Below are 20,043 nucleotides of genomic sequence, written 5' to 3'. Positions count from 1 at the left end.
CCGCCGGTGCCATTTGAGAAATCGCAAAATCCACATTTCCGCCGCAGAGAGGCCCAGCGGCGGCCCAACTGCCCGGCGATAAATTCCATGTTGCCTTGGTGGCTCGGTATCTCCCGATGCCGGAATACGTCAGCCCCCCAGCCCCCCGGTATCAGGGGAATGCCGGGCCACTTGGCAACGCGTAACGAGTACCTGACTTCTAAAAAGCCGGCGTTCAGCGCCGGCTTTTTCTTATGCTGGCGCAAATCGTTGCAGAAGTGACGACGAATGCGCGGCCTGCACGACCTTTGGGACGAGGCGTCCAGTGATCCGAGGCCCCGACATGCCTATAAAGCTATCGGAGCCGCATGTGCCTCGATGATAGGCCCGCCAAGCGACCGACGCGGCGCTTGTTCTCGCCAGCCCTCGGATCGCCGCGCTGCTCCAGCCCACCAGATGGAGCCGACATGACCAAACACACAATCGATGAAGCGGTTGTTGCAGCCGCCTGGGATCGAAACGCCGATCAATGGACCCACGATGTGCAGAGCGGTTACGATCGATACCGCGAGCTCTATACCCTGCCGGCTTATCTGGCCTTCGTTCCTGATCTCAAGGGACAATCGGTCATCGATCTCGGATGCGGGGAAGGCTCCAACACACGCCTTTTTGCCGCGCGCGGCGCCCAGGTTACAGGTGTGGACCTGTCCCCCCGTTTCATCGAAATGGCCCGCCAAAGAGAGGCCGCCACGCCGTTGGGGATAGATTACCAGGTCATATCCTATTGCAATCTGTCCTCGTTCGGCGAGGCCAGTTTCGATGTGGCGTTATCGACGATGGCGCTCATGGATGGTCCGGATCTGCCGGCAGCCATGAGAGAAGCGCACCGCGTTCTCAAGCCAGGCGGTCTGCTGTCCTTCAGCGTGCTGCACCCGTGTTTCATCACGCCCGCGACGCAATGGGAGAGGGATGCTGACGGCAATTGCGTTGGGCTGCGAGTGGGCCGGTATTTCGATCAGGCGCCATTTGTCGAGCGCTGGCTCTTCAGCAAGCGGCCATCGACAGACAGCATCTTGCCGTTTGAAGTGCCCCGCTTTCCGCGGATGCTCTCAGATTACATCAACGCTTTGACTGGAGCGGGTTTTCGCATCACGAAGATTGAAGAACCGCGCCCCGACGCCAAGGCCTCAGAGGAGAATCCCTGGTTGGCGCGCTGGCATGCCCATGCACCGATGGTTCTTTTCGTCGAAGCTGCCAAATAACCCTGCCGAAGCCTTCGCGGCTGCACCGAGCGCGACCGAAATGTGCAGTGCGGCCGTTTGGAACTGAGAGCTTTGCAAGCGATTCCTGCTAAGGTGCATTCCAACTGCAACGATGCCGCTCCTCCACTGACGCAGGGAGAGATGCCGGTGACGACGCCATGCGGTGCAAGACAGGGAGTGCGATCATGGAAGCGCGGAGAAGCGGTAAGCCCCGATTCCACGACCATTCATCGCGATCGGCCCCTCGCGGTCATGATTGATCCATAACCTTGAACTAAGCCTTCAACAGCGCGAACGATCAATACGCGCAACCACGCGTAGGATTTAGGGAGACTGGTATGCCGTCGGCGAAGCCGGACCGAGTGAAGCCCCATAATCACGAGAGAGCCGATGCTTCGGGAACGTCTCCAGAGACGCCTGATCAGCAAGGAATTCGTTCTTATGAAGAGGTCTCCGGCGGTGAGGCGGACAGGCAGAAGGTCCATCTGATCGCCTCGGTCGAAACGGTGCTGCGCCAGCGGGTGCCGACGGTTCCGCCGGGTTTCGTGGCCAAGCTCTTCGGTGCGACGGCGACCGAGGATCTCGAGCGTTACGCGGTTGACGAGATCGCCGCCCTCACGGCCGACGCCTTCGCCCATCTCGCAGAGCCGAGGCGCCGTGGCCATCCTCCGGCTGTCAAGCTCATCGATCGCGACATCAATGGAGACGGTCAGCAACGCCAGATCACGCTGCTCGAAGTTGTCAACGACAACATGGCGTTTCTGCTCGATTCCACCCTTGCGGCTCTGATCGCCCAGGGCTTCGAGGCCGAGCTGGCGCTGGTGGCGCACCCCATCATCGCCGTGGAGCGCGACACCGATGGCCGCCTTACCAGGATCATTCCTGACGCGGAGGCCGATAGGTCCGTTGCGCGCGAGAGCCTCATTCACATTCATCTGGATCGCATCGATGATGAGGCCGTGCGCACAGCCCTCGTCGGGGAATTGGCGCGGACCTATGCGGAGGTGCGGCAGGCGACCGATGACTGGAGCGCGATGCGCGACCGGCTCCGTGGAGCCACCGATGTGGTCAGATCTTCCCCGGCGAGCATGCCGGCGGAGGCGGTGGAGGAGGCCGGCGATTTCCTCTCATGGCTGGCCGATGGGAATTTCACCATCCTCGGCATCCGTGAATACAGCTTCTCAGGAGGCGATACGAGCGCCGATCCCGTGGAGGGATCGGGTCTTGGAATCCTGCGCGACCCTTCCGTCCGGATCCTGCGTCGGGGCCGGGAAATGGTCGTCATGACGCCGGAAATGCGGGCCTTCCTCGCTGAGCCCGTGCCGTTGATCGTGACCAAGGCCAATGTCAAATCGCGCGTCCATCGCCGGGCTTACCTCGATTATATCGGCGTGAAACTGTTCTCGATGGATGGCAGGCTCGACGGCGAGTTGCGCATTGTCGGCCTCTTTACCGCCGATGCCTACACGGGCACGACGCGGGACGTCCCCTATCTCCGCCACAAGGTGGCTCAGGTCATCGCCCGTGCCGGTTTCGATCCGGCAAGCTACTCCGGCCGCGCGTTGCTGTACGTGCTCGAGGACTATCCGCGTGACGAGCTGTTTCAGGTGGATGTCGAGACACTCTATCGCTACTGCCTGGAAATCCTGAAGCTGACGGAACGGCCGCGCGTGCGCGTGCTCGCTCGCCGCGACGCCTTCGACCGCTTCGTGTCCGTACTCGTCTATATCCCGAAGGATCGCTACGATACCGAGGTGCGTCGGCGGGTCGGGGAATTTCTGGCGCGGACCTTCGACGGTCATGTCTCCGCCGCCTACCCGGCCTATCCCGAAGGACCCTTGTCCCGCACGCATTTCATCATCGGCCATCATGAGGGCAAGATCCCGGCAATCGGGCAGGAAGCCCTGGAAGCGGGCGTTCGTGCCATTGTCCGGACCTGGCGAGACGCGCTCGGCGAATTGCTGGAAGCCGCGATCGGAGGCCGACGCGGTCGTGTGCTCGCAGAGCGCTATGGCGACGCCTTCGGGGCGGCCTATCGGGAATTTTACAGCGGCGAAGCCGTCCTTACGGATATCAATATCCTGGAGCAGCTGAGCGTCGAGCGGCCTTGGGCGGTGGATATCTACCGCCGCCAGGGCGAGGACGACACCAGCGCCAATCTTAAGGTGTTCTCGCGCGGTCGCCCGATGCCGTTGTCCGAGCGGGTGCCTTTGCTGGAGAATCTCGGTTTTCGCGTCGTGAACGAGCGCACCCACCGCATCTTCCCCGCCGGGGTGAATGATGATGCGCGGGTCTGGCTGCACGACATGCGGCTGGAGCGCGCTGCGGGCGGGGTTATCGATGTCGACGCGCTGCAGCCCGCCATTGAAGCCGCCTTGATGGCGCTTTTCCGGGATTTGGCGGAATCGGACGGCTTCAACGCGCTCGTGCTGGAGGCTGGGCTCGGCTGGCGCGACGTTTCCCTCCTGCGTTCGCTCGCCATCTATCTGCGTCAGATCGGCGTGCATTTCAGCATCGGCTATCTTGCGGGTGCCGTCACACGCCACGCCACCATCGCCACGGAGATCGTGGCGCTCTTTTATGCCCGCTTCGATCCGCGCTTGGACGAGGCGACGCGATCGGCCCGCCAGGCTGAAATCCATACGCGTGTGGAGGCACTGCTCCAGGGAGTGGCCAGCCTCGACGACGACCGCATTCTGCGGCGTTTCGTCAACCTGGTCGACGCAGCCATCCGCACAAACTTCTTCCAGGTGGATAAGGACGGTAATCCGCGCCGCACCATTGCTATCAAATATGCCTGCGCCAGGGTCGACGGCTTGCCGATGCCGAAGCCTTTGTATGAGATCTTCGTGCATTCGCCACGTGTCGACGGTGTCCATATGCGCTTTGGCAAGGTGGCGCGTGGCGGATTGCGCTGGTCGGACCGCGCGCAGGATTTCCGCACTGAGGTGCTCGGTCTCGTCAAGGCACAGCAGGTCAAGAACGCCGTCATCGTGCCTGTTGGCGCGAAAGGCGGATTTCTTCCCAAGCGCCTGCCGGCTCCGGGCGACCGGCAAGCCTTCATGGCCGAGGGCGCCGAGGCCTACCGCATTTTCGTGTCGTCGATGCTCGATATCACCGACAATCGCGAAGGCGAGGCCATCGTCCATCCGCCGCTGACCGTGCGCTATGACGACGACGATCCCTATCTCGTCGTCGCCGCTGACAAGGGCACCGCCACCTTCTCGGATCTTGCCAACAGCATTTCGGCCGATCATGGCTTCTGGCTCGGCGATGCCTTCGCATCCGGTGGCAGCCACGGTTACGACCACAAGAAGATGGGCATCACTGCCCGCGGCGGCTGGGAAGCGGTGAAGCGGCATTTCCGCGAACTCGACATCGATATTCAGACGACGCCTGTGACGGTGGCGGGCGTCGGAGACATGTCGGGCGACGTGTTCGGCAACGGTATGCTGCTGTCGGAAAAACTGAAGCTCGTGGCCGCCTTCGACCATCGCGACATTTTCCTTGATCCGCACCCCGATCCTGCCGTGAGCTACGCGGAACGGCAGCGGCTGTTCGCTTTGCCGCGATCGAGCTGGCAGGACTACGACACCACGTTGATTTCGACAGGCGGCGGGGTCTTCTCGCGCGCTGCCAAATCCATTCCACTCTCGCCGGCTGTTCAGGCTGCCATCGGCCTTGAGCAAGATCACGCCTCACCCCAGGAGGTCATCACCGCTATCCTCAAGGCGCCGGTCGATCTCCTGTGGTTCGGCGGCATCGGCACCTATATCCGTGCCAGCGAGGAGACCGATGCCGATGCCGGCGATCGCAACAATGACGCCATACGTATTACCGGTCGGTCTGTCCGAGCCAAAGTGATCGGCGAGGGTGCCAACCTTGGGATGACTCAGCGCGGGCGTATCGAGGCGGCAGAGGCGGGTGTTCGTCTCAACACTGACGCAATCGACAATTCGGCCGGCGTCAACTCCTCGGACGTCGAGGTGAATATCAAGATTGCGCTGGCGCCGCCGGTGAAGGAGGGACGCCTCGATGAAGCCGGCCGCGACAGCCTGCTCGTTGAGATGACCGACGAGGTCGCACGGCTCGTTCTGACGAACAACTATCTGCAGACCTTGGCTATTTCTCTCGCCGAGCGGCGGGGGACAGAGGAACTCGGCTTTGCGCGCCGGCTCATGCGGGTGTTGGAGGCGGAAGGGCGTCTCGACCGCGCCGTAGAGTTCTTGCCGGACGACGCGACGCTTGCGCAGCGCCAGCAGCGCGGTGAGAACCTGACGCGTCCTGAGATCGCCGTCATCCTCGCCTATGCCAAGCTCGCGCTCTACGACGCGATTCTCGAAAGCCCGGTGCCGGATGACCCGTATCTTGCGGGCGAACTGATGCGGTATATGCCAAAGCCCTTGCGGGAGCGATTCCCGGACGCGGTGACGGCGCATCGCCTGCGACGGGAGATCATTGCGACGCAGCTTGCCAATGCCATCATCAATCGAGGCGGGCCGACGATCGTCACGCGCCTCGCGGATGAGACAGGGGCGGATGCGCCGACAATCGCTGCGGCCTATGCGGCGGTGCGAGACGCCTACGGGCTCATCGAGCTGAATGCCGGTATCGACGCGCTGGACGAGCGCATCGGCCATTCCGCTGACGACATCAACGCGGCCATGCAGCTCGATCTCTATGCGGGTCTGCAGGACCTCCTGATCGATGGGCTCTCCTGGTTCATCCGCAACGCGGATTTCCATGCCGAGGGCATCCAGAAGATCGTCGCGCGCTACCGCCGCGGCATCGCGACTGTCGAGGCAGCGCTTCCACTCGCTCTGTCAGCGGATGCCCGCGAGGGGCTCGAAGCGCGCAGCGTGAGCCTCGAGGAGGCGGGGATTCCCGCGCCCCTGGCACGGCGTCTCGCGGCCTTGTCCGAACTGGGAGCCGCACCGGACATCGTGCGTATTTCCCAAGCGAGTGACCGCGGCGCCGACGAGGTCGCCGCCATCCACTTCGCGGTGGAGAGCAGCTTCCGCCTCCGTGAGCTCGCCGCGGCCGCGCGGGAGTTGTCGGTGACGGACTACTACGACCGGCTGGCGCTCGGCCGCGCGCTGGGCGGCATCGCCAGTGCGCACCGCCGCCTGACCTCAGCCATAGTCGCGACAGGCGCCCCCGCGCGGGACGCTGCGGCGGCCCGCGAGGCCGTCCACCGCTGGGCGACAGCCCGGGGCGGGGAGGTGGAGCGCATCCGCTCGACCGTGGAAAGCATTGCGGCGTCGGGGCTCACTCTGTCACGTCTCACGGTCGCGGCCGGCCTCATAGGGGATCTCGTGAAGCCATGACAACGCGACCATGCCCGCCCGTCGATCCGCCGGAATTCGGCCCGGCCTTTCGCAAACAGCTGGAGGAGCTTCTGGCATGGCGGCGCGATGTGCGCCGCTTCACCGGCGCGCCCATGCCGGAGGGCATGCTGCGACATCTCATCGATCTCGCGGTGCTCGCCCCCTCGGTCGGCAACAGTCAGCCGTGGCGCTTCGTCGAGGTCGTCACGCCAGCGCGGCGGAATGCCATCATTGCCGAATTCGAGCGCTGCAATGCCGACGCCCTGAAGAGTTACACGGGCGATCGTGCCTTATCCTATGCCACGCTGAAACTTGCCGGCCTGCGAGATGCGCCGGCGCATCTCGCTGTCTTCAATGAAGACAAGCCGGAGGCAGGATATGGCCTCGGCAGGCGAACCATGCCGGAGACGCTGCATTATTCCACCCTGATGGCGATCCATACGCTGTGGCTCGCAGCCAGCGCCGAGGGGCTTGGCATGGGCTGGGTTTCCATCCTCGATCCAGAACGCGTCAAGGCGGCCCTTGACGTGCCGCCCACATGGTCGTTTATCGCCTATCTATGCATCGGCGAGCCGTGTGAAGAACATCTCGATCCGGAGCTCGTCCGCCACGGCTGGCAGGAGACCTTGCCGATCGAAGCCGTTCTTCACAGCCGTTGACCCTGCAAGGCGCCATTGTCATCACTCCAATCGCGGCATAAGTCGCTTCCCGCCGAGACGGCAGAGCCAGGCTATCCGCCCAAGCGCGCAGTCGTTGCCTGGATCTTCTTTGACTGGGCCACGCAGCCGTTCTTCACCCTGATCACCACCTTCGTGTTCGCGCCCTATTTTGCCGCACGCCTCGCGTCCGATCCGGTGAGTGGACAGGCCCTCTGGGGCTACGCGACGGGCGTTGCAGGGCTCGCGATCGCCTTGACCTCCCCGTTTCTCGGCGCGGTCGCTGACACGACAGGTCCCAAGAAGCCCTGGATCGTGCTCTTTGGCCTGCTGCTCGCCATCGGCTCTGCCGCCTTGTGGTGGGCGGCGCCGGGAGTACCGGGGGCGGTCGCCCTGGCGCTGGTCGCCTTCGCCATTGCGACCATCGGCGCTGAGTTTGCGACCGTCTTCAACAATTCCATGATGCCGCATCTTGTACCGCCGGAACGCATCGGCCGCCTGTCCGGCGCCGGCTGGGCGACGGGCTATGTGGGTGGATTGATATCACTGGCCCTGACGCTCGCCCTCTTCGCGGCGTCGCCGGAGACCGGCCGCACGCTGGCCGGGCTGACGCCGCTCTTCGGGCTCGACCCCGCGACTTTCGCCGGTGACCGCCTGGTCGGTCCCCTGACAGCCCTGTGGTTTGTCGTCTTCGTGACGCCGATGCTGGCCTTGACGCCAGATGTGAAGCCCAGCGGCATTCCGCTCAAAGTCGCCATGCGCGCAGGCTTCCATGCCTTGGGGGAGACCGTGCGCCAGGCAAGGAGCCTCGGGGACATCGGCCGGTTCCTCCTCGCAAACATGATCTACCAGGACGGTCTCGTGGCGCTCTTTGCCTTCGGAGGCATTTACGCCGCCGGCGTCTTCGGGTGGGGCATGATCGAAATCGGCGTCTTCGGCATTCTGCTTACCCTGACGGGGACGATCGGCGCCTTCATAGGCGGGCGCCTCGACGATGCCATCGGGGGCAAGCGGGTCATCCTCGGGGCGCTGGCGATCCTCGTCCTCTGCTGCGTCGGAATCCTCTCCCTCGGCCGTGACCATATCCTCTTCGTCTGGCCGACCGGTCCCATGACGCCGGGGGCGGGGCTCTACGCCCATATCCCCGAAAAGGTCTATGTCGCGCTTGGCCTTGCCATCGGGCTCGTCGCGGGACCCCTACAAGCCTCCTCCCGCAGCCTGCTCGTTCGTCTCGCGCCGCCAGGGCAGGCCGGACAGTTCTTCGGCCTCTTCGCCCTGTCGGGCAAGGTGACGTCGTTTCTGGGGCCGACCCTCGTCGCCACGGCCACCTATCTCTTCAACAGCCAGGCCGCGGGCCTTGCCGTTCTCATCGGCTTTTTTGGTCTTGGCGGATTGCTGATTGCTGGCGTGCGTGCGCGGTAAGCGCGGCGGGCGCCTCATCATTGATGGCGGAGGCGTCCGGATGGACGCCGGATGCTTCGCTTCAACCCGGGTTTACGCTCCGTCGCCGTCTCACGGTTGCCAGGGTGCGTCGTCGGATTCGGCTTCCGCGGCGGCGACCCCGTCGAGCGTTGCCATGACTGCGCGCAGCACGTCGCGCACGCCAGCGCCGGAAGCCGCTGAAATCACATAAGGGGTACGCTTGGAAGCCCGCTTCAGGCGCGCAACCTGATCTTTGCGCGTCTGGTCATCGAGCGAATCGGCCTTTGTCAGCACCACAATCTCGGGCTTTTCGCTCAATCCGTGGCCATAGGCCTCAAGTTCCGCGCGCACGGTCTTGTAGGCCTTGCCGGCGTGCTCGCCCGTGCCGTCGACGAGATGGAGCAGCACCCGGCAGCGCTCGACATGGCCGAGAAAGCGATCGCCAAGACCATGCCCCTCGTGGGCGCCCTCGATGAGGCCCGGAATGTCGGCCAGCACGAATTCCCGACCATCCACGCCGACCACGCCAAGGCCAGGATGCAGCGTTGTGAAGGGGTAGTCCGCGATCTTGGGCTTTGCGGCGCTCACCGCCGCAAGAAATGTCGATTTGCCCGCATTGGGCAGGCCGACAAGGCCCGCATCGGCGATAAGCTTCAGCCGAAGCCAGATCCACATCTCCGTGCCGGTCTGGCCGGGGTTGGCATGGCGCGGCGCCTGGTTGGTGGATGACTTGAAATAGGCGTTGCCGAAGCCGCCATTGCCGCCGCGCGCCAGAACGACGCGCTGGCCCACCTCGGTCATGTCGGCGAGCAGGGTCTCGCCATCCTCCGTATAGATTTCAGTGCCCTGGGGAACCTTGAGCACCACATCATCACCGCGCGGACCGTTGCGGTTCTTGCCCATGCCATGCATGCCGGGCCGCGCTTTGAAATGCTGCTGATAGCGATAGTCGATCAGCGTGTTGAGCCCGTCTGTGCACTCCACGACGACATCGCCCCCGCGGCCGCCGTCACCGCCGTTCGGGCCGCCGAATTCGATGAATTTTTCACGGCGGAAGGAAACGCATCCCGCGCCGCCATCACCGGAACGGACATAGACCTTGGCCTGATCGAGAAACTTCATGACACCACTCCCGCCCACTGCGGGACGAACCCTGTTCCTACAGGAGCTCGGCGAAGGCTGCAACGCGTCTAGGTCGCCCAACATGTGAGCTCGTGCACACAGAACCCAAACTCACGCATGACTTGCCAGGCTTTCAGCGCTGTCAGCGCGCGAATCCGTGACAAGAGTGAACAATGCATACAATGCTGCTGTGAGGAGTGCAATGAGTATAGCGAGTAATATTCCGACAGGCAACCGCTCGATTGATGGACTTATTCATGAATATAGATGGGGCTCAAAAATTATAACTTACAGTTTTCCAAGCTCACTATCGGAGTATGGAGATACTTATCCCGTTGATTACATTGAAAATTTTCGTGAGCTAGATAAGGGAATCAAAGAAAAAACGCGTGAATTTTTTCGTGAAATAGAGAAGATAATCGACATCAGATTTTATGAGTACGAAGCGAATCCGGGTCGGGCTATCATTCGTATCGCCCAGTGTCGCGTGGAAAATCCTTGCGCCTATTTGCCAACTTCCCACCATTGCGCTGGCGACGTCTGGTTCCCGGTTACGGATGACTATCGCGAGCCTGATGAGGGAAGCTTCGAGCACCACGCCATACGTCACGAAATTGGCCATGCCTTGGGGCTCAAGCATCCCCATAACCTAGGCCCCTTCGGGCGTGTTCCGCAGGAACACGACAGTAGTCGTTTCACGGTCATGAGCTATAATAACTACCGCGATCACCCTAGTTTGGGCTGCAGCCGAGACGAGCATCCTCAAAGCTTCATGCCGCTGGATGTGTTGGCCCTTCAAACGCTTTATGGCCAACCCGGTCGCTCCCCGACGTCCGGTACCGATAATTCCTATTCCTGGGATCCGGCGATGGGACACAGTTTCCGCGATGGCTACTATCGTCATAAAGCATCCGGCAACTACGTCTTCGAGACAATCGTGGATGATGGGGGGTGGGATACTTTCGACTTTTCGAACTTTAATCAGGATTTAAACATCGATCTTCGCCCAGGCACTGCGAGCCACATCGTGCCGCGCCCTTTGAAGTACGGAGAGGCGTCCGAGCAGATAGTCGTCTGCACACCGATGTCGTCCTCAAACGACTCTCGTTTCCTTATCGAGGCCACAATCGGAGGGGGCGGGAATGACACGATAATGGGTAATGACTGCGCCAATCACCTTCGCGGCGGGGCGGGCAATGATCGCATCAGTGGGTATGACGGAGATGATTGCCTTGAAGGGAATGAGGGAGATGACGTGCTTTGGGGCGGTCGGGGGAAGGATTTTCTCGCAGGGGGGACGGGAAGGAACCTCTTTTTCATTGCACCGGGCGATGGACATGACGTGATCCAAGATTTCAAGCGCGGGTCGGGCAATGTCATCGACCTCAGGCGCTTCGGACTGCGAGCGCCAGAGGATGTCGAGATGCTGGACACCTCCGCCTTTGGCGGCTCGGTGACGCTGCACCTTGTCGCTTCCGATGGAGGAGGAGAAGCTGAGCTCACCCTGATCGGCATGACCGCGCAGGAGGTCCGATCCGATTCCACAATCCTGCTGTTCTAAGCGCCACGCCAACTGTTCGCCGCACGCCGCGCCTCATCCGGAGAATCTGCCTAGCCAGCCGGCTCTCCCGCTCCACACGATGGAACCCGGCCGCCACAAGTGACGGCCGGGAACCTCGGCTCTTTCACGCCGCCATCGCGCTTTCACGCCAGCGTATCCGACCAAGCATCGTGTCGGAATGGGGCCGATGTTGTCCTAAGGCCCGTGATTCGACGAGACCTTCACCCACCACCACGAAGCCGAGCTTTTCCTGGACGCGCAGCGATGCCTCGTTGTCACTGAACGCCCCGGACGTGAGATGCACATCCGAGGAGCCGGCGAAGAAGCCGGAAACGTAAGCCGCGGCGGCTTCTGTTGCCAAGCCCTTGCCCCAGTGGGCCTCTGCGAGCCAGTAACCCAGATTCATCGCGCCGTGTTGTGGTCTGATCGACATCACGCCTGCGGGCACTCCATCGACGACGACTGCATGATGAAAGCTAATCCCGGCACGTGTCTGTTCTTCAGCCTTGCGAGCGAAATCCTCGACGTCCCGGAGTGGCAGAGGCCACGAGACTTGGCTGAGCTGGCGTACCACGGCCCATGACAAAGCCGCATGCAGCGCTTTTGCATCCCCGGCGACGATGGGGCGGAGAAGAGCGCGTTGAGTCTTGATCGCGTTGTCCAGCATCCTCGCCTCCTTATCCCAGTGGTGCCGTTAGGGCTGTGTCGTTCCGCACGCCTTCAACCACGACCGCCGGTCCCCACCGCTTGAGGCTCGCCCAGATGCCGCGCTCAAGCGTGAAAAGATCGACGGGAAGCCGTCCGCCACGGGCTGGAAAGTCCCTGAAACCCGCACCGTCGTGATGGAACCCGCACTTCTCCAACACGTGGCGGGAGGCCGGATTGACCACGCGGACGGCTGCTGAAAGTCCCCGGCTGTCGCTGCGGGCGAACAGAGTATCGATGAGGCCGCGCAGCGCTTCCGTCGCCAGCCCCAAGCCCCAGAACGGGGTACCCAGCCAATAACCCACCGATGGCAATGATGCTTCCCGGTCTGGCGCGACGCCGAACGCGCCGATGATCTCATCGGGCGTGTGCCTAAAGGCTGCGACCAGCACGAGATGTTGCCCGGCCGCGTTGCCCGCGCGCGCCATGCTGACGAATTGTTCTGCGAGCCCTGGTGGATATGGATGCGGAATTTGAGCCGTCATCTCTGCTACGGCTTTATCACCGGCCAAGCATGCGATGGCGGCTGCGTCGGCGAGGCGCGGCGAGCGCAGGGCAAGCCGTTCCGTCTCGATGACGAAGGCGTCTTCGATGATGCCGCAGGTGAACATCGTTCGCTCCGTTCCAAAGGGCCGTGTGCTCGTGTTGGCAACGACGGCGAAAAACGACGAAGGGGAGATGGTCATCCCATCTCCCCTGTCGCTTGGATCCGAAGCTATCGTCAGGAGCCTCTTGATCCGCCGGTTCGCTGGGATGCCGGCGGAGCTCCTCGTCTAAGCTGCGCCGTTTACTCTGCCGCCTGTTGGGCGGGTACAACCGATACAAATGCTCGTCCGGCACGTTTCGTGAAGTCGACGCGGCCTGCGCAAAGCGCGAAGAGCGTGTGGTCTTTGCCCATGCCGACGTTGGCGCCCGCGTGCACCTTGGTGCCGCGTTGACGGATAAGGATGTTGCCGGAAACGACGCTTTCGCCGCCGAACTTCTTCACGCCGAGACGCCGGCCGTCCGAGTCACGACCGTTGCGCGACGAGCCGCCTGCCTTTTTGTGAGCCATGATGAAACTCCTGAATTACTTATCGTCCGTAGCGCGAGGCGCTTTTTCGCAACTCTGAACGCTACTACCTAAACCTTCGTTGAACCTCGCCGCTCAGTCGTCCTCGCCGGACTTCAGCTCGGCCTGATCGATCTTCGCGCGGGGCGGTTTGCCGGCCAGAAGTTCCTTGGCCTGCTCGATCCACTCATCGCGCGCAATGCGGCCGCGCAGGGCAAGCTCGGCATCATACTTCTCGACGTCGGCCTCGGTCCAGGCAGCAATCGCGTCCCAGCTCGTGATGCCTGCGGCGCGCAGCTTCTTCTCGATGGTCGGGCCGATGCCCGCGATCAACGAGAGATTGCTGTGATCGCCAGCCGCGGGAGCGGCTTCTGGCGCCTTAGCTTTCGGCGCGGGCTTCGCTGCTGCGGCCTTCGCCGACGGCTTGGCGCCACCCGTGAGAATCTCCGTGATGCGCACCACGGTCAGGTCCTGGCGGTGACCGCGCTTGCGCTTTGAATTCTGCCGGCGACGCTTCTTGAAGGCGATGACCTTGTCGCCACGGCTCTGCTCCACGAGCTCACCAGCGACGGTGGCGCCGGCCACGAAGGGCGCGCCCACTTCGGTCGTCTCGCCATTGCCAAGCATCAGAACGTCGCTGAAGGCAATGATGTCACCAGGCTCGCCGGCAAGGCGCTCGATGGTGATCACGTCGGTGGCGGCGACGCGGTACTGTTTGCCGCCGGTCTTGATAACTGCGAACATCGTTCTTGTCCCGTGTTCCTCCCGGCTCTTTGCGGCGATCGCCACAAGGCCGGCTTTTTGGCAGATGTTGCCGTACTCACACGCGGCGACCTCAAAGACTGAAGGAGCCGCGCACACGTACGGAGCGCGAAAAGACTTCGCACAGAATGAGGGTCGATACATCTCACGGGCATGCATGTCAACGCGTTGACGGTGCAAAATGTACAAGAGCCCCTTGATCTTGCGGCGTTGTGACGTATAAGTGCCGCGCCGACGCGGAGAGGTGGCAGAGCGGTTGAATGCACCGCACTCGAAATGCGGCATGGGTGCAAGCCCATCGGGGGTTCGAATCCCCCCCTCTCCGCCAGCTATCTCTATCAGCTATGTGTTCAGGGATGGTGGTGATCTACCATTCATTCCATCACTTCGGCCCAGATCCTTCCTTTGCTATAACCCCAGCCCTGATTTCAGGTTCGGCGGGTGGATGGGGCTACCGCTTTCCCGGAGAACTCCGGGGCACGGGACAGATTGCCTGGTGGCCTTAACATAGTGGCCCGACCCCATTGGCGCGTATCCGGCGTTGCCCCCCTTCGAACTGTCCGTGACCACATGGCGCTTCGCAAGGAAGACCGCCGCCATCTCCGCGTTGCCCTCGATGTCGTACGGCCATGCGCCACCGGTGAGGCGTCTCACCGGTGATCTTTTTGAAGGCGCTGGTGAAATGGGCCTGCGTCTGGAAGCCGACATCAAGGGCGATCGCGACCAAAGGGGTCTCGGCGGTCGTCATCAATTCCTGTGCGCGCCCGATTCTTTGGCGAAGGAGGAAGTCATGCGGCCGGATGCCCGTGGCGATGCGAAACTGTGCTGCGAAATGCATGCGGCTCAATCCAGCGACGGAAGCCATATCCTCCAACGTAATCGGCTCCGCCAGATTGGCGCTGACGTAGTCGGCAACCCGCTTGAAGCGCCATTTCTGCAAACCGGATTTTGCCGCCTGCGGCTTTCGCGCGCTATGCTCCAGGCGTTGCGACGGGACTGTGAGGCGAAGGCTCAGCACGCGTGTGACGATGGCCAGCCGCAACGCGTCCGCTGTCACGCTAGAGAGCTCGTCGGCGCGCGGGGCAAGGGCGGCAAGCGCTTCCGACATCTGCTTGATGACCGGATCGGTGATGACCTCCGTCGTCCTGGATTGGATGTCGTCAACGGGCGCCCCGGACCGGGAAACCTGGCCGGATATGTGGTTATTGGCGCGCACGGTCATAGCGCCGGACGCGCCCTCCGCCTTGGGAAGGGCGATTTGCAACCCAAGGGCCGCCAGATTGACTCCTCTTTCCCAAGCGGGTGAATGCGAAGCGCTCCCGTCAAGCGAAAGGCCCTCCATTGAAGACAGCTGATGCTCCGGCAGGCTCCCCGATGTACGGTATCCATCATCAACTGGATAGCTGGAGCGGGATTCAGGAAGCGGCAAGACATGAAATGACATAGCGGGAGCTCCTGGCCTGTAGATATCGCATGATCTCTAGGGCGGCGGCAGCTGTTGTTATGTAATATTTATATCAACAGCGAAGCATTCAAACCGTTGCTACGGTTATTCGCATGCCGTCCATACATGCAGAATATCGTCCCCTGGCATTTCCGCTATTCTCCGTGGGTTTGATCTCATATCTGAAGAGTGTGGCGGCGCCATACCTTCGTATAGGCTCAGCACTGCAGATTGGGGCGTTCTCGGTGGATAGGGACGGGTTCAACCCGGGTCCAGCGTCGATGTTCCGGACGGACAGTGTTCTCCGGCCTGGCGCGGCCTCCTACCTATGGCGTGTTCTGTGTCCTTCCGCCAGGCGCCTGCAGGATCGTCGCGAGCGCACTGAGCGTCAGGCCCAACGCGCTGACGGCCGACCATCCGCCATAGTCCCACGCCACCGTTGCAATGGCCGAGCCAAAGGCGCCGCCGAGAAACATCGCGCCCATGAAGATGGTGTTCAGACGTGACCGAGCGCTGGGCCGCAGCGAGAAGGTGATGTGCTGGTTCGAAACCAAGGCAGTCTGTATGCCGAAGTCGAGCAGAATGACCCCGGCGATGAGCCCGACGATGGAGCCCCATGCGCCAAGGATGACCCAGGATGCAAGGGTCGCGACGGCGCCCAGCATGACGGCAGGACGCGGCCCGCTTCTATCGGCGAAGCGCCCCGCGAGCGGCGCGGCCAGGATGCCGACGGCGCCGACCAGGCCGAACAATCCCGCGATATCGGCACCCAGTCCGAATCGTGGCTCTTCCAGTCGGAAGGCGAGAATTGTCCAGAAGGCCGTGAAGGCGGCGAACAAAGCTGCTTGACTCAGCGCGGCGATCCGAAGGGCCGGAAATTCCAGCCATAGATGCAAAGTCGAATGGAGCAGCGAACGATAGGTCATGCGGGCGGGGGGCACGCTGTGCGGGAGGACCACAGCCATCAGCGCAGCCGCGGCAAGCGCCATTGGCACCGCCAGCCAGAACATCTCACGCCAGCCCCCGTGGGTCGCCACAAAGCCGGCGAGGGTGCGGCTGAGCAAGATGCCCGTCAGCAGCCCCGCCATCACGGTGCCGACCGTTGCCCCGCGCTTGTCAGCAGGCGCGAGATGGGCGGCGAGCGGCACGATCTGCTGTGCGACCGTCGACGACAGACCGACGGCGAACGAAGCGGCGACGACGAGGGATGCAGTCGGCGCAACGGCCGCCAGAATCAATGCTGCTGCCAATACGACAAGCTGCACGACGATCAGACGCCGACGCTCCACGAGATCGCCGAGCGGTACGAGTAAAAACAGGCCGACGGCGTAGCCGAGTTGTGTTGCGGTGGGGATCGCAGCGCTCGCGGCACCGGGCAGGTCCTGCTCGATGAGCGCCAGCATGGGCTGGTTGTAGTAGATATTGGCGACCGCCAATCCCGCTGCGGCGGCCATCGCGAAAATGGTGCCGGAGCCCGCGGGAGCCGAAAGGCGGGGCTCCTCCCTGGACGCTGTGCTATGGACTGTCTCTTGAGTGGTCATGCTGGTCTCCTCGGCACCAAGGCTTCTGCATCCGGAGCTGTGGCGCGCGATCCCGCGCGGATATCACGGGCCGCTGAATTGGCACGGAAGATAGAATTGCAGCGATCTTTGTTATAGTGTCTTCCCGTGATGTACGGTCATATCGGTTTTTGATATTATGGATCTCGCCGCAGTTGCAGTCCTGGTCGAGACGGCGTCCGCGGGCAGCCTGGCTGGCGCAGCTCGAAGGCTGCGCATCCCGCCCATGACAGCGACACGGCTCCTGGCGGCTCTCGAACGCGAATTAGGCGTCAGGCTGGTCCAGCGGACCACCCGGTCGCTGTCGCTGACAGCGGAAGGGCAGGCCTTTCTGCCTCATGCGCAGGCACTCGTCGAAGGGGAGGCAGCCGCATTGGCCAGCCTTCGCGGGACGACCGCCGGCGCGAGCGGACTTCTCCGCCTCACAGCCTCGCTGGCTTTTGGCCGACAGGTGGTGGCTCCCCTTGTCGTGGAGTTCATGAGCGCAAATCCAGAGGTGAAGGTCGATCTCCTGTTGACCGACAGCCTTGTTGATGTGGTCGCGCAGGGAATCGACCTCGCCGTGCGCATCGCCGACCTCGCCGACAGCAACCTGATCGCGAAACGTTTGGCGGATAATCCTCGCCTCCTGGTCGCGTCTCCGGCCTATATCGAGCGTTTCGGCGTACCGGCAGAACTCGCAGGTTTGCAACGGCATGAATGCCTTACGGTCAGCGCGTCCCCGCACTGGGACTTTCGCGCGGCGGATACGTCCCGGCGGGTGCAGGTGCTCGGGCGGTTCACGGCCAATTCGATCGACGCCATCCATGAAGCGTGTCGCGGCGGACTAGGCATCGCCAACCTGTCGCGTTGGGATGTGCTCAAGGACTTGAAGGACGGCGCGCTTGTTGCGATCTCCCTCGCCGATGCTCAACCCGAGCCGTTGTCGATCTGGGCCGTCTATCCAACCCGCCGCATGGTCCCGACCAAGGTGCGGCTATTTATCGACGCTTTGTCAGAGCATCTGAAATCGCGCGACTGACTTACGCCTCGACCGGAACGGGTATTTCGGCAAGAGCCGTGACGTTGAGGGGAAGGCGAACCGTGACATCGCCGCCCGCTTGCGCCTCCGATGGTTTGACGCGGATATCGCCATCATGGACCGCAAGAATGGTTCTGCACATGGCCAGGCCACGGCCCATCCCGGCAGCCTTGGTGGTGTAGAAGGGCTCAAAGGCCTTCTTCGCTGCCTCTTCCGAGAAGCCAGGTCCGCTATCGGTTACGGTGATGATCACGGTCTCGTCACTTATCGCCGTGCGGACAGACAAGGCGCGCTTATCGGGGGCTATGGCCTGAATCGCGTTGTTCATCAGGTTGATGATCACCTGCTGAAGCAGGATCCTGTCCCCCACTATGGCGGCTCCGTCAGTCTCCAGAACCGTCGTCAGTCTGACGCTATTGGCGCCGAGTTCATTCTGAATGAGGTGAATGGCCTTCCCAATCAGCGCATTCACCGGCAGTGGCATCCGGTCCGGCTCGACGCGCGTCATGAACATGCGAATGCGACGAACCACCTGGGAAGCCCTGAGCGCCGCCGGCCCCAAGGCCTCGCCAGAGGTCCAGCCATTGAGCCTCTCTGCGCCGCGGTTCCAATAGGTAATCAGCCCTGAGGTGCGCGGAGGGGGCGGCCAGATGGACGGGCTTTTTGGGGCCTTACTGCGCGATGAACGCCAGGAGATCCGCGTTGATCACATCGGCATGCGTGGTGCACATCCCATGCGGAAAGCCGGGATAGACCTTCAGAGTGGCGCCCTTCACGAGCTTGGCCGAGAGCGGTGCGGAATCGGCGAAGGGAACGATCTGGTCATCGTCGCCATGCATTACCAACGTGGGAACTTCGACGGCCTTCAGATCGTCCGTAAAGTCGGTCTCGGAGAAGGCCTTGATGCCGTCGTAATGCGCCTTGGCACTGCCGGCCATGCCCTGCCGCCACCAGTTCTCGATTACCCCCTGGGAAACCTTCGCGCCCGGGCGATTGAAACCATAGAACGGGCCGGCGGGAACATCGAGGAAGAACTGGGCGCGGTTGTCGGCCAAGGCTTTGCGGAACCCGTCGAAAACTTCGATCGGCAGCCCGCCGGGATTGGTGTCTGTCTTGAGCATGAGGGGAGGGACGGCACCGATGAGCACGAGCTTGGCAACGCGGCCTTTGCCGTGCCGGACCGTGAAGTGCAGCGCTTCCCCACCGCCTGTCGAATGGCCGACGTGAACCGAGTTCTTCAGATCAAGGTGCTCAACGACTGCCGCGGCATCGGCGGCGTAATGGTCCATGTCATGACCATCCCAAACCTGCGTGGAGCGGCCGTGACCACGTCTGTCATGAGCAACGACGCGATAGCCCTTGGCAAGAAAGAACAGCATCTGCGCGTCCCAGTCATCGGAGCTCAGCGGCCATCCATGGTGGAACATGATGGGCTGAGCATCCTTCGGACCCCAATCCTTGAAGAAAATTTCGACGCCGTCCTTAGTCGTAACGCTTGGCATGGAGGTCAATCCTTCACTGTGGTGATCGAGGTTCCCACGGCTTGTGGTGCAGGCCGTGACGGAAGGTACTAGAGCCTGTCCAAGGCAATCGGTCGGGCCTTGCGATGAGACCATGCGCCCCGATCGGGTATCGCTCAAGGCCGGCCACATTGATAACCGCATTTCTGGCCCCCGTCACAAGCTCCGAGCGGTAAACACTTCGTCGAATAAGTCGGCGCCAATCGGATCTCTGTAGATTCCTCGACATATTGAACATCGACTTGGCGGGGTGACACCCAAGATCATACGCTCCACATGATCCCGTGGTGGCGCGGGTCAGCGCTCAGTATTCGCCGGAAGTCGGTATGATGCGAACTGAAACTAAAAGATTATTCGAGAATTTCATGAATATGAAAAACGAAGAAGGTCTTCGGTTCGCTATTATCGCGATACCTGTTACTTCCAAGGCGGGGACATGCCGCTGTAATATGGCGCAGTGGCCCGGGATTTCGATGGCTTCGTCCCGAAGCGTCGCGGTTCGTCGTTGTAGGAACGAGCGCGCGACTGCCGCGATCGATCAAGCGCTTACCGGAGGCGGGTATGGCGGTCGGCATGGCTGTCCTTTGCAAGCGGGCAGCTTCGTTCTAGGAAATCCCGCTAGAGGGCAGCAATGGTCCACACATGTGGAGCT

15 protein-coding genes and 1 tRNA gene are annotated in these 20,043 nt (G+C 62.2%); 7 read left to right on the top strand and 9 right to left on the bottom strand.

Translation table 11 applies throughout. The features are described 5' to 3' along the window. Nucleotides 1-446 precede the first annotated feature (446 nt). The 4 genes from KIO76_RS06025 to KIO76_RS06010 all read left to right on the top strand — a co-directional run bounded on the left by KIO76_RS06025 (nt 447) and on the right by KIO76_RS06010 (nt 8,646). On the top strand, nt 447-1,241 hold the full coding sequence (locus KIO76_RS06025) for a class I SAM-dependent methyltransferase (protein ID WP_213321931.1): 795 nt from the start codon (nt 447-449) through the stop codon (nt 1,239-1,241). A gap of 338 nt (nt 1,242-1,579) precedes the next feature. Continuing rightward, the gene (locus KIO76_RS06020) at nt 1,580-6,568 is read left to right on the top strand and encodes an NAD-glutamate dehydrogenase (RefSeq protein ID WP_213321930.1); all 4,989 of its coding nucleotides are present in this window, start codon (nt 1,580-1,582) and stop codon (nt 6,566-6,568) included. Further along, complete coding sequence (gene bluB, locus KIO76_RS06015; protein ID WP_213321929.1) at nt 6,565-7,227, top strand: 5,6-dimethylbenzimidazole synthase; 663 nt, start codon at nt 6,565-6,567, stop codon at nt 7,225-7,227. The genes KIO76_RS06020 and bluB overlap by 4 nt, the downstream gene beginning before the upstream one ends. A 15-nt stretch (nt 7,228-7,242) precedes the next feature. Continuing rightward, the gene (locus KIO76_RS06010) at nt 7,243-8,646 is read left to right on the top strand and encodes an MFS transporter (RefSeq protein WP_213321928.1); all 1,404 of its coding nucleotides are present in this window, start codon (nt 7,243-7,245) and stop codon (nt 8,644-8,646) included. 90 nt (nt 8,647-8,736) lie between these two features. Here KIO76_RS06010 and obgE read toward each other — a convergent pair whose 3' ends face one another. After that, a complete protein-coding gene (gene obgE, locus KIO76_RS06005; RefSeq protein WP_213321927.1) occupies nt 8,737-9,768 on the bottom strand; it encodes a GTPase ObgE in 1,032 nt (343 codons plus the stop codon). 202 nt (nt 9,769-9,970) lie between these two features. Here obgE and KIO76_RS06000 point away from each other — a divergent pair, with 202 nt between their 5' ends. After that, the gene (locus KIO76_RS06000) at nt 9,971-11,329 is read left to right on the top strand and encodes a M10 family metallopeptidase (protein WP_213321926.1); all 1,359 of its coding nucleotides are present in this window, start codon (nt 9,971-9,973) and stop codon (nt 11,327-11,329) included. A gap of 124 nt (nt 11,330-11,453) precedes the next feature. Here KIO76_RS06000 and KIO76_RS05995 read toward each other — a convergent pair whose 3' ends face one another. The 4 genes from KIO76_RS05995 to KIO76_RS05980 form a co-directional block, all read right to left on the bottom strand. Continuing rightward, nucleotides 11,454-11,996, bottom strand: a complete 543-nt coding sequence (locus KIO76_RS05995; RefSeq protein ID WP_213321925.1) for a GNAT family N-acetyltransferase — start codon at nt 11,994-11,996, stop codon at nt 11,454-11,456. A 10-nt stretch (nt 11,997-12,006) separates the two neighbouring features. Continuing rightward, nucleotides 12,007-12,720, bottom strand: coding sequence for a GNAT family N-acetyltransferase (locus KIO76_RS05990; protein ID WP_249729504.1), 714 nt, complete (start codon nt 12,718-12,720; stop codon nt 12,007-12,009). Between the two features lie 101 nt (nt 12,721-12,821). Next, on the bottom strand, nt 12,822-13,088 hold the full coding sequence (gene rpmA / locus KIO76_RS05985) for a 50S ribosomal protein L27 (RefSeq protein ID WP_213321924.1): 267 nt from the start codon (nt 13,086-13,088) through the stop codon (nt 12,822-12,824). A gap of 93 nt (nt 13,089-13,181) precedes the next feature. Continuing rightward, nucleotides 13,182-13,829, bottom strand: coding sequence for a 50S ribosomal protein L21 (locus KIO76_RS05980; protein ID WP_213321923.1), 648 nt, complete (start codon nt 13,827-13,829; stop codon nt 13,182-13,184). Nucleotides 13,830-14,085: 256 nt separating this feature from the next. Here KIO76_RS05980 and KIO76_RS05975 point away from each other — a divergent pair. Next, nucleotides 14,086-14,175: transfer RNA gene (locus tag KIO76_RS05975), tRNA-Ser, on the top strand. A gap of 174 nt (nt 14,176-14,349) precedes the next feature. Here the strand turns inward: KIO76_RS05975 and KIO76_RS05970 are convergent. Both KIO76_RS05970 and KIO76_RS05965 read right to left on the bottom strand, forming a co-directional pair. Beyond that, nucleotides 14,350-15,111, bottom strand: a complete 762-nt coding sequence (locus KIO76_RS05970) for a helix-turn-helix domain-containing protein (protein ID WP_213321922.1) — start codon at nt 15,109-15,111, stop codon at nt 14,350-14,352. Nucleotides 15,112-15,617: 506 nt separating this feature from the next. Continuing rightward, nucleotides 15,618-16,832: an MFS transporter gene (locus tag KIO76_RS05965; RefSeq protein ID WP_213321921.1), complete on the bottom strand. Its 1,215-nt coding sequence runs from the start codon at nt 16,830-16,832 to the stop codon at nt 15,618-15,620. 157 nt (nt 16,833-16,989) lie between these two features. On the opposite strand from KIO76_RS05965, the gene KIO76_RS05960 reads away from it, so the two are divergent. Beyond that, on the top strand, nt 16,990-17,871 hold the full coding sequence (locus KIO76_RS05960) for a LysR family transcriptional regulator (RefSeq protein ID WP_213321920.1): 882 nt from the start codon (nt 16,990-16,992) through the stop codon (nt 17,869-17,871). A 1-nt stretch (nt 17,872) separates the two neighbouring features. Here the strand turns inward: KIO76_RS05960 and KIO76_RS30875 are convergent, their stop codons facing one another. Both KIO76_RS30875 and KIO76_RS05950 read right to left on the bottom strand, forming a co-directional pair. Beyond that, a complete protein-coding gene (locus tag KIO76_RS30875) occupies nt 17,873-18,403 on the bottom strand; it encodes a sensor histidine kinase (RefSeq protein ID WP_213321919.1) in 531 nt (176 codons plus the stop codon). Between the two features lie 139 nt (nt 18,404-18,542). Next, on the bottom strand, nt 18,543-19,373 hold the full coding sequence (locus KIO76_RS05950; protein WP_213321918.1) for an alpha/beta fold hydrolase: 831 nt from the start codon (nt 19,371-19,373) through the stop codon (nt 18,543-18,545). Nucleotides 19,374-20,043 lie beyond the last annotated feature (670 nt).

The sequence above is a fragment of the Chelatococcus sp. YT9 genome, assembly GCF_018398315.1.
In the GTDB taxonomy this organism is placed as follows: Bacteria; Pseudomonadota; Alphaproteobacteria; order Rhizobiales; family Beijerinckiaceae; genus Chelatococcus.
The sequence above is the reverse complement of the archived record's forward strand: the minus strand, read 5'-3'. Positions and strand labels throughout refer to the sequence as shown.

What these genes read in the sequence shown, in the direction of transcription:
- KIO76_RS06025 (WP_213321931.1), top strand. Translation starts at nt 447, where the DNA reads ATGACCAAACACACAATCGATGAAGCGGTTGTTGCAGCCGCCTGGGAT.
- KIO76_RS06020 (WP_213321930.1), top strand. Translation starts at nt 1,580, where the DNA reads ATGCCGTCGGCGAAGCCGGACCGAGTGAAGCCCCATAATCACGAGAGA.
- bluB (WP_213321929.1), top strand. Translation starts at nt 6,565, where the DNA reads ATGACAACGCGACCATGCCCGCCCGTCGATCCGCCGGAATTCGGCCCG.
- obgE (WP_213321927.1), bottom strand. Translation starts at nt 9,768, where the DNA reads ATGAAGTTTCTCGATCAGGCCAAGGTCTATGTCCGTTCCGGTGATGGC.
- KIO76_RS06000 (WP_213321926.1), top strand. Translation starts at nt 9,971, where the DNA reads ATGAGTATAGCGAGTAATATTCCGACAGGCAACCGCTCGATTGATGGA.
- KIO76_RS05995 (WP_213321925.1), bottom strand. Translation starts at nt 11,996, where the DNA reads ATGCTGGACAACGCGATCAAGACTCAACGCGCTCTTCTCCGCCCCATC.
- KIO76_RS05990 (WP_249729504.1), bottom strand. Translation starts at nt 12,720, where the DNA reads ATGACCATCTCCCCTTCGTCGTTTTTCGCCGTCGTTGCCAACACGAGC.
- rpmA (WP_213321924.1), bottom strand. Translation starts at nt 13,088, where the DNA reads ATGGCTCACAAAAAGGCAGGCGGCTCGTCGCGCAACGGTCGTGACTCG.
- KIO76_RS05980 (WP_213321923.1), bottom strand. Translation starts at nt 13,829, where the DNA reads ATGTTCGCAGTTATCAAGACCGGCGGCAAACAGTACCGCGTCGCCGCC.
- KIO76_RS05965 (WP_213321921.1), bottom strand. Translation starts at nt 16,832, where the DNA reads ATGACCACTCAAGAGACAGTCCATAGCACAGCGTCCAGGGAGGAGCCC.
- KIO76_RS05960 (WP_213321920.1), top strand. Translation starts at nt 16,990, where the DNA reads ATGGATCTCGCCGCAGTTGCAGTCCTGGTCGAGACGGCGTCCGCGGGC.
- KIO76_RS05950 (WP_213321918.1), bottom strand. Translation starts at nt 19,373, where the DNA reads ATGCCAAGCGTTACGACTAAGGACGGCGTCGAAATTTTCTTCAAGGAT.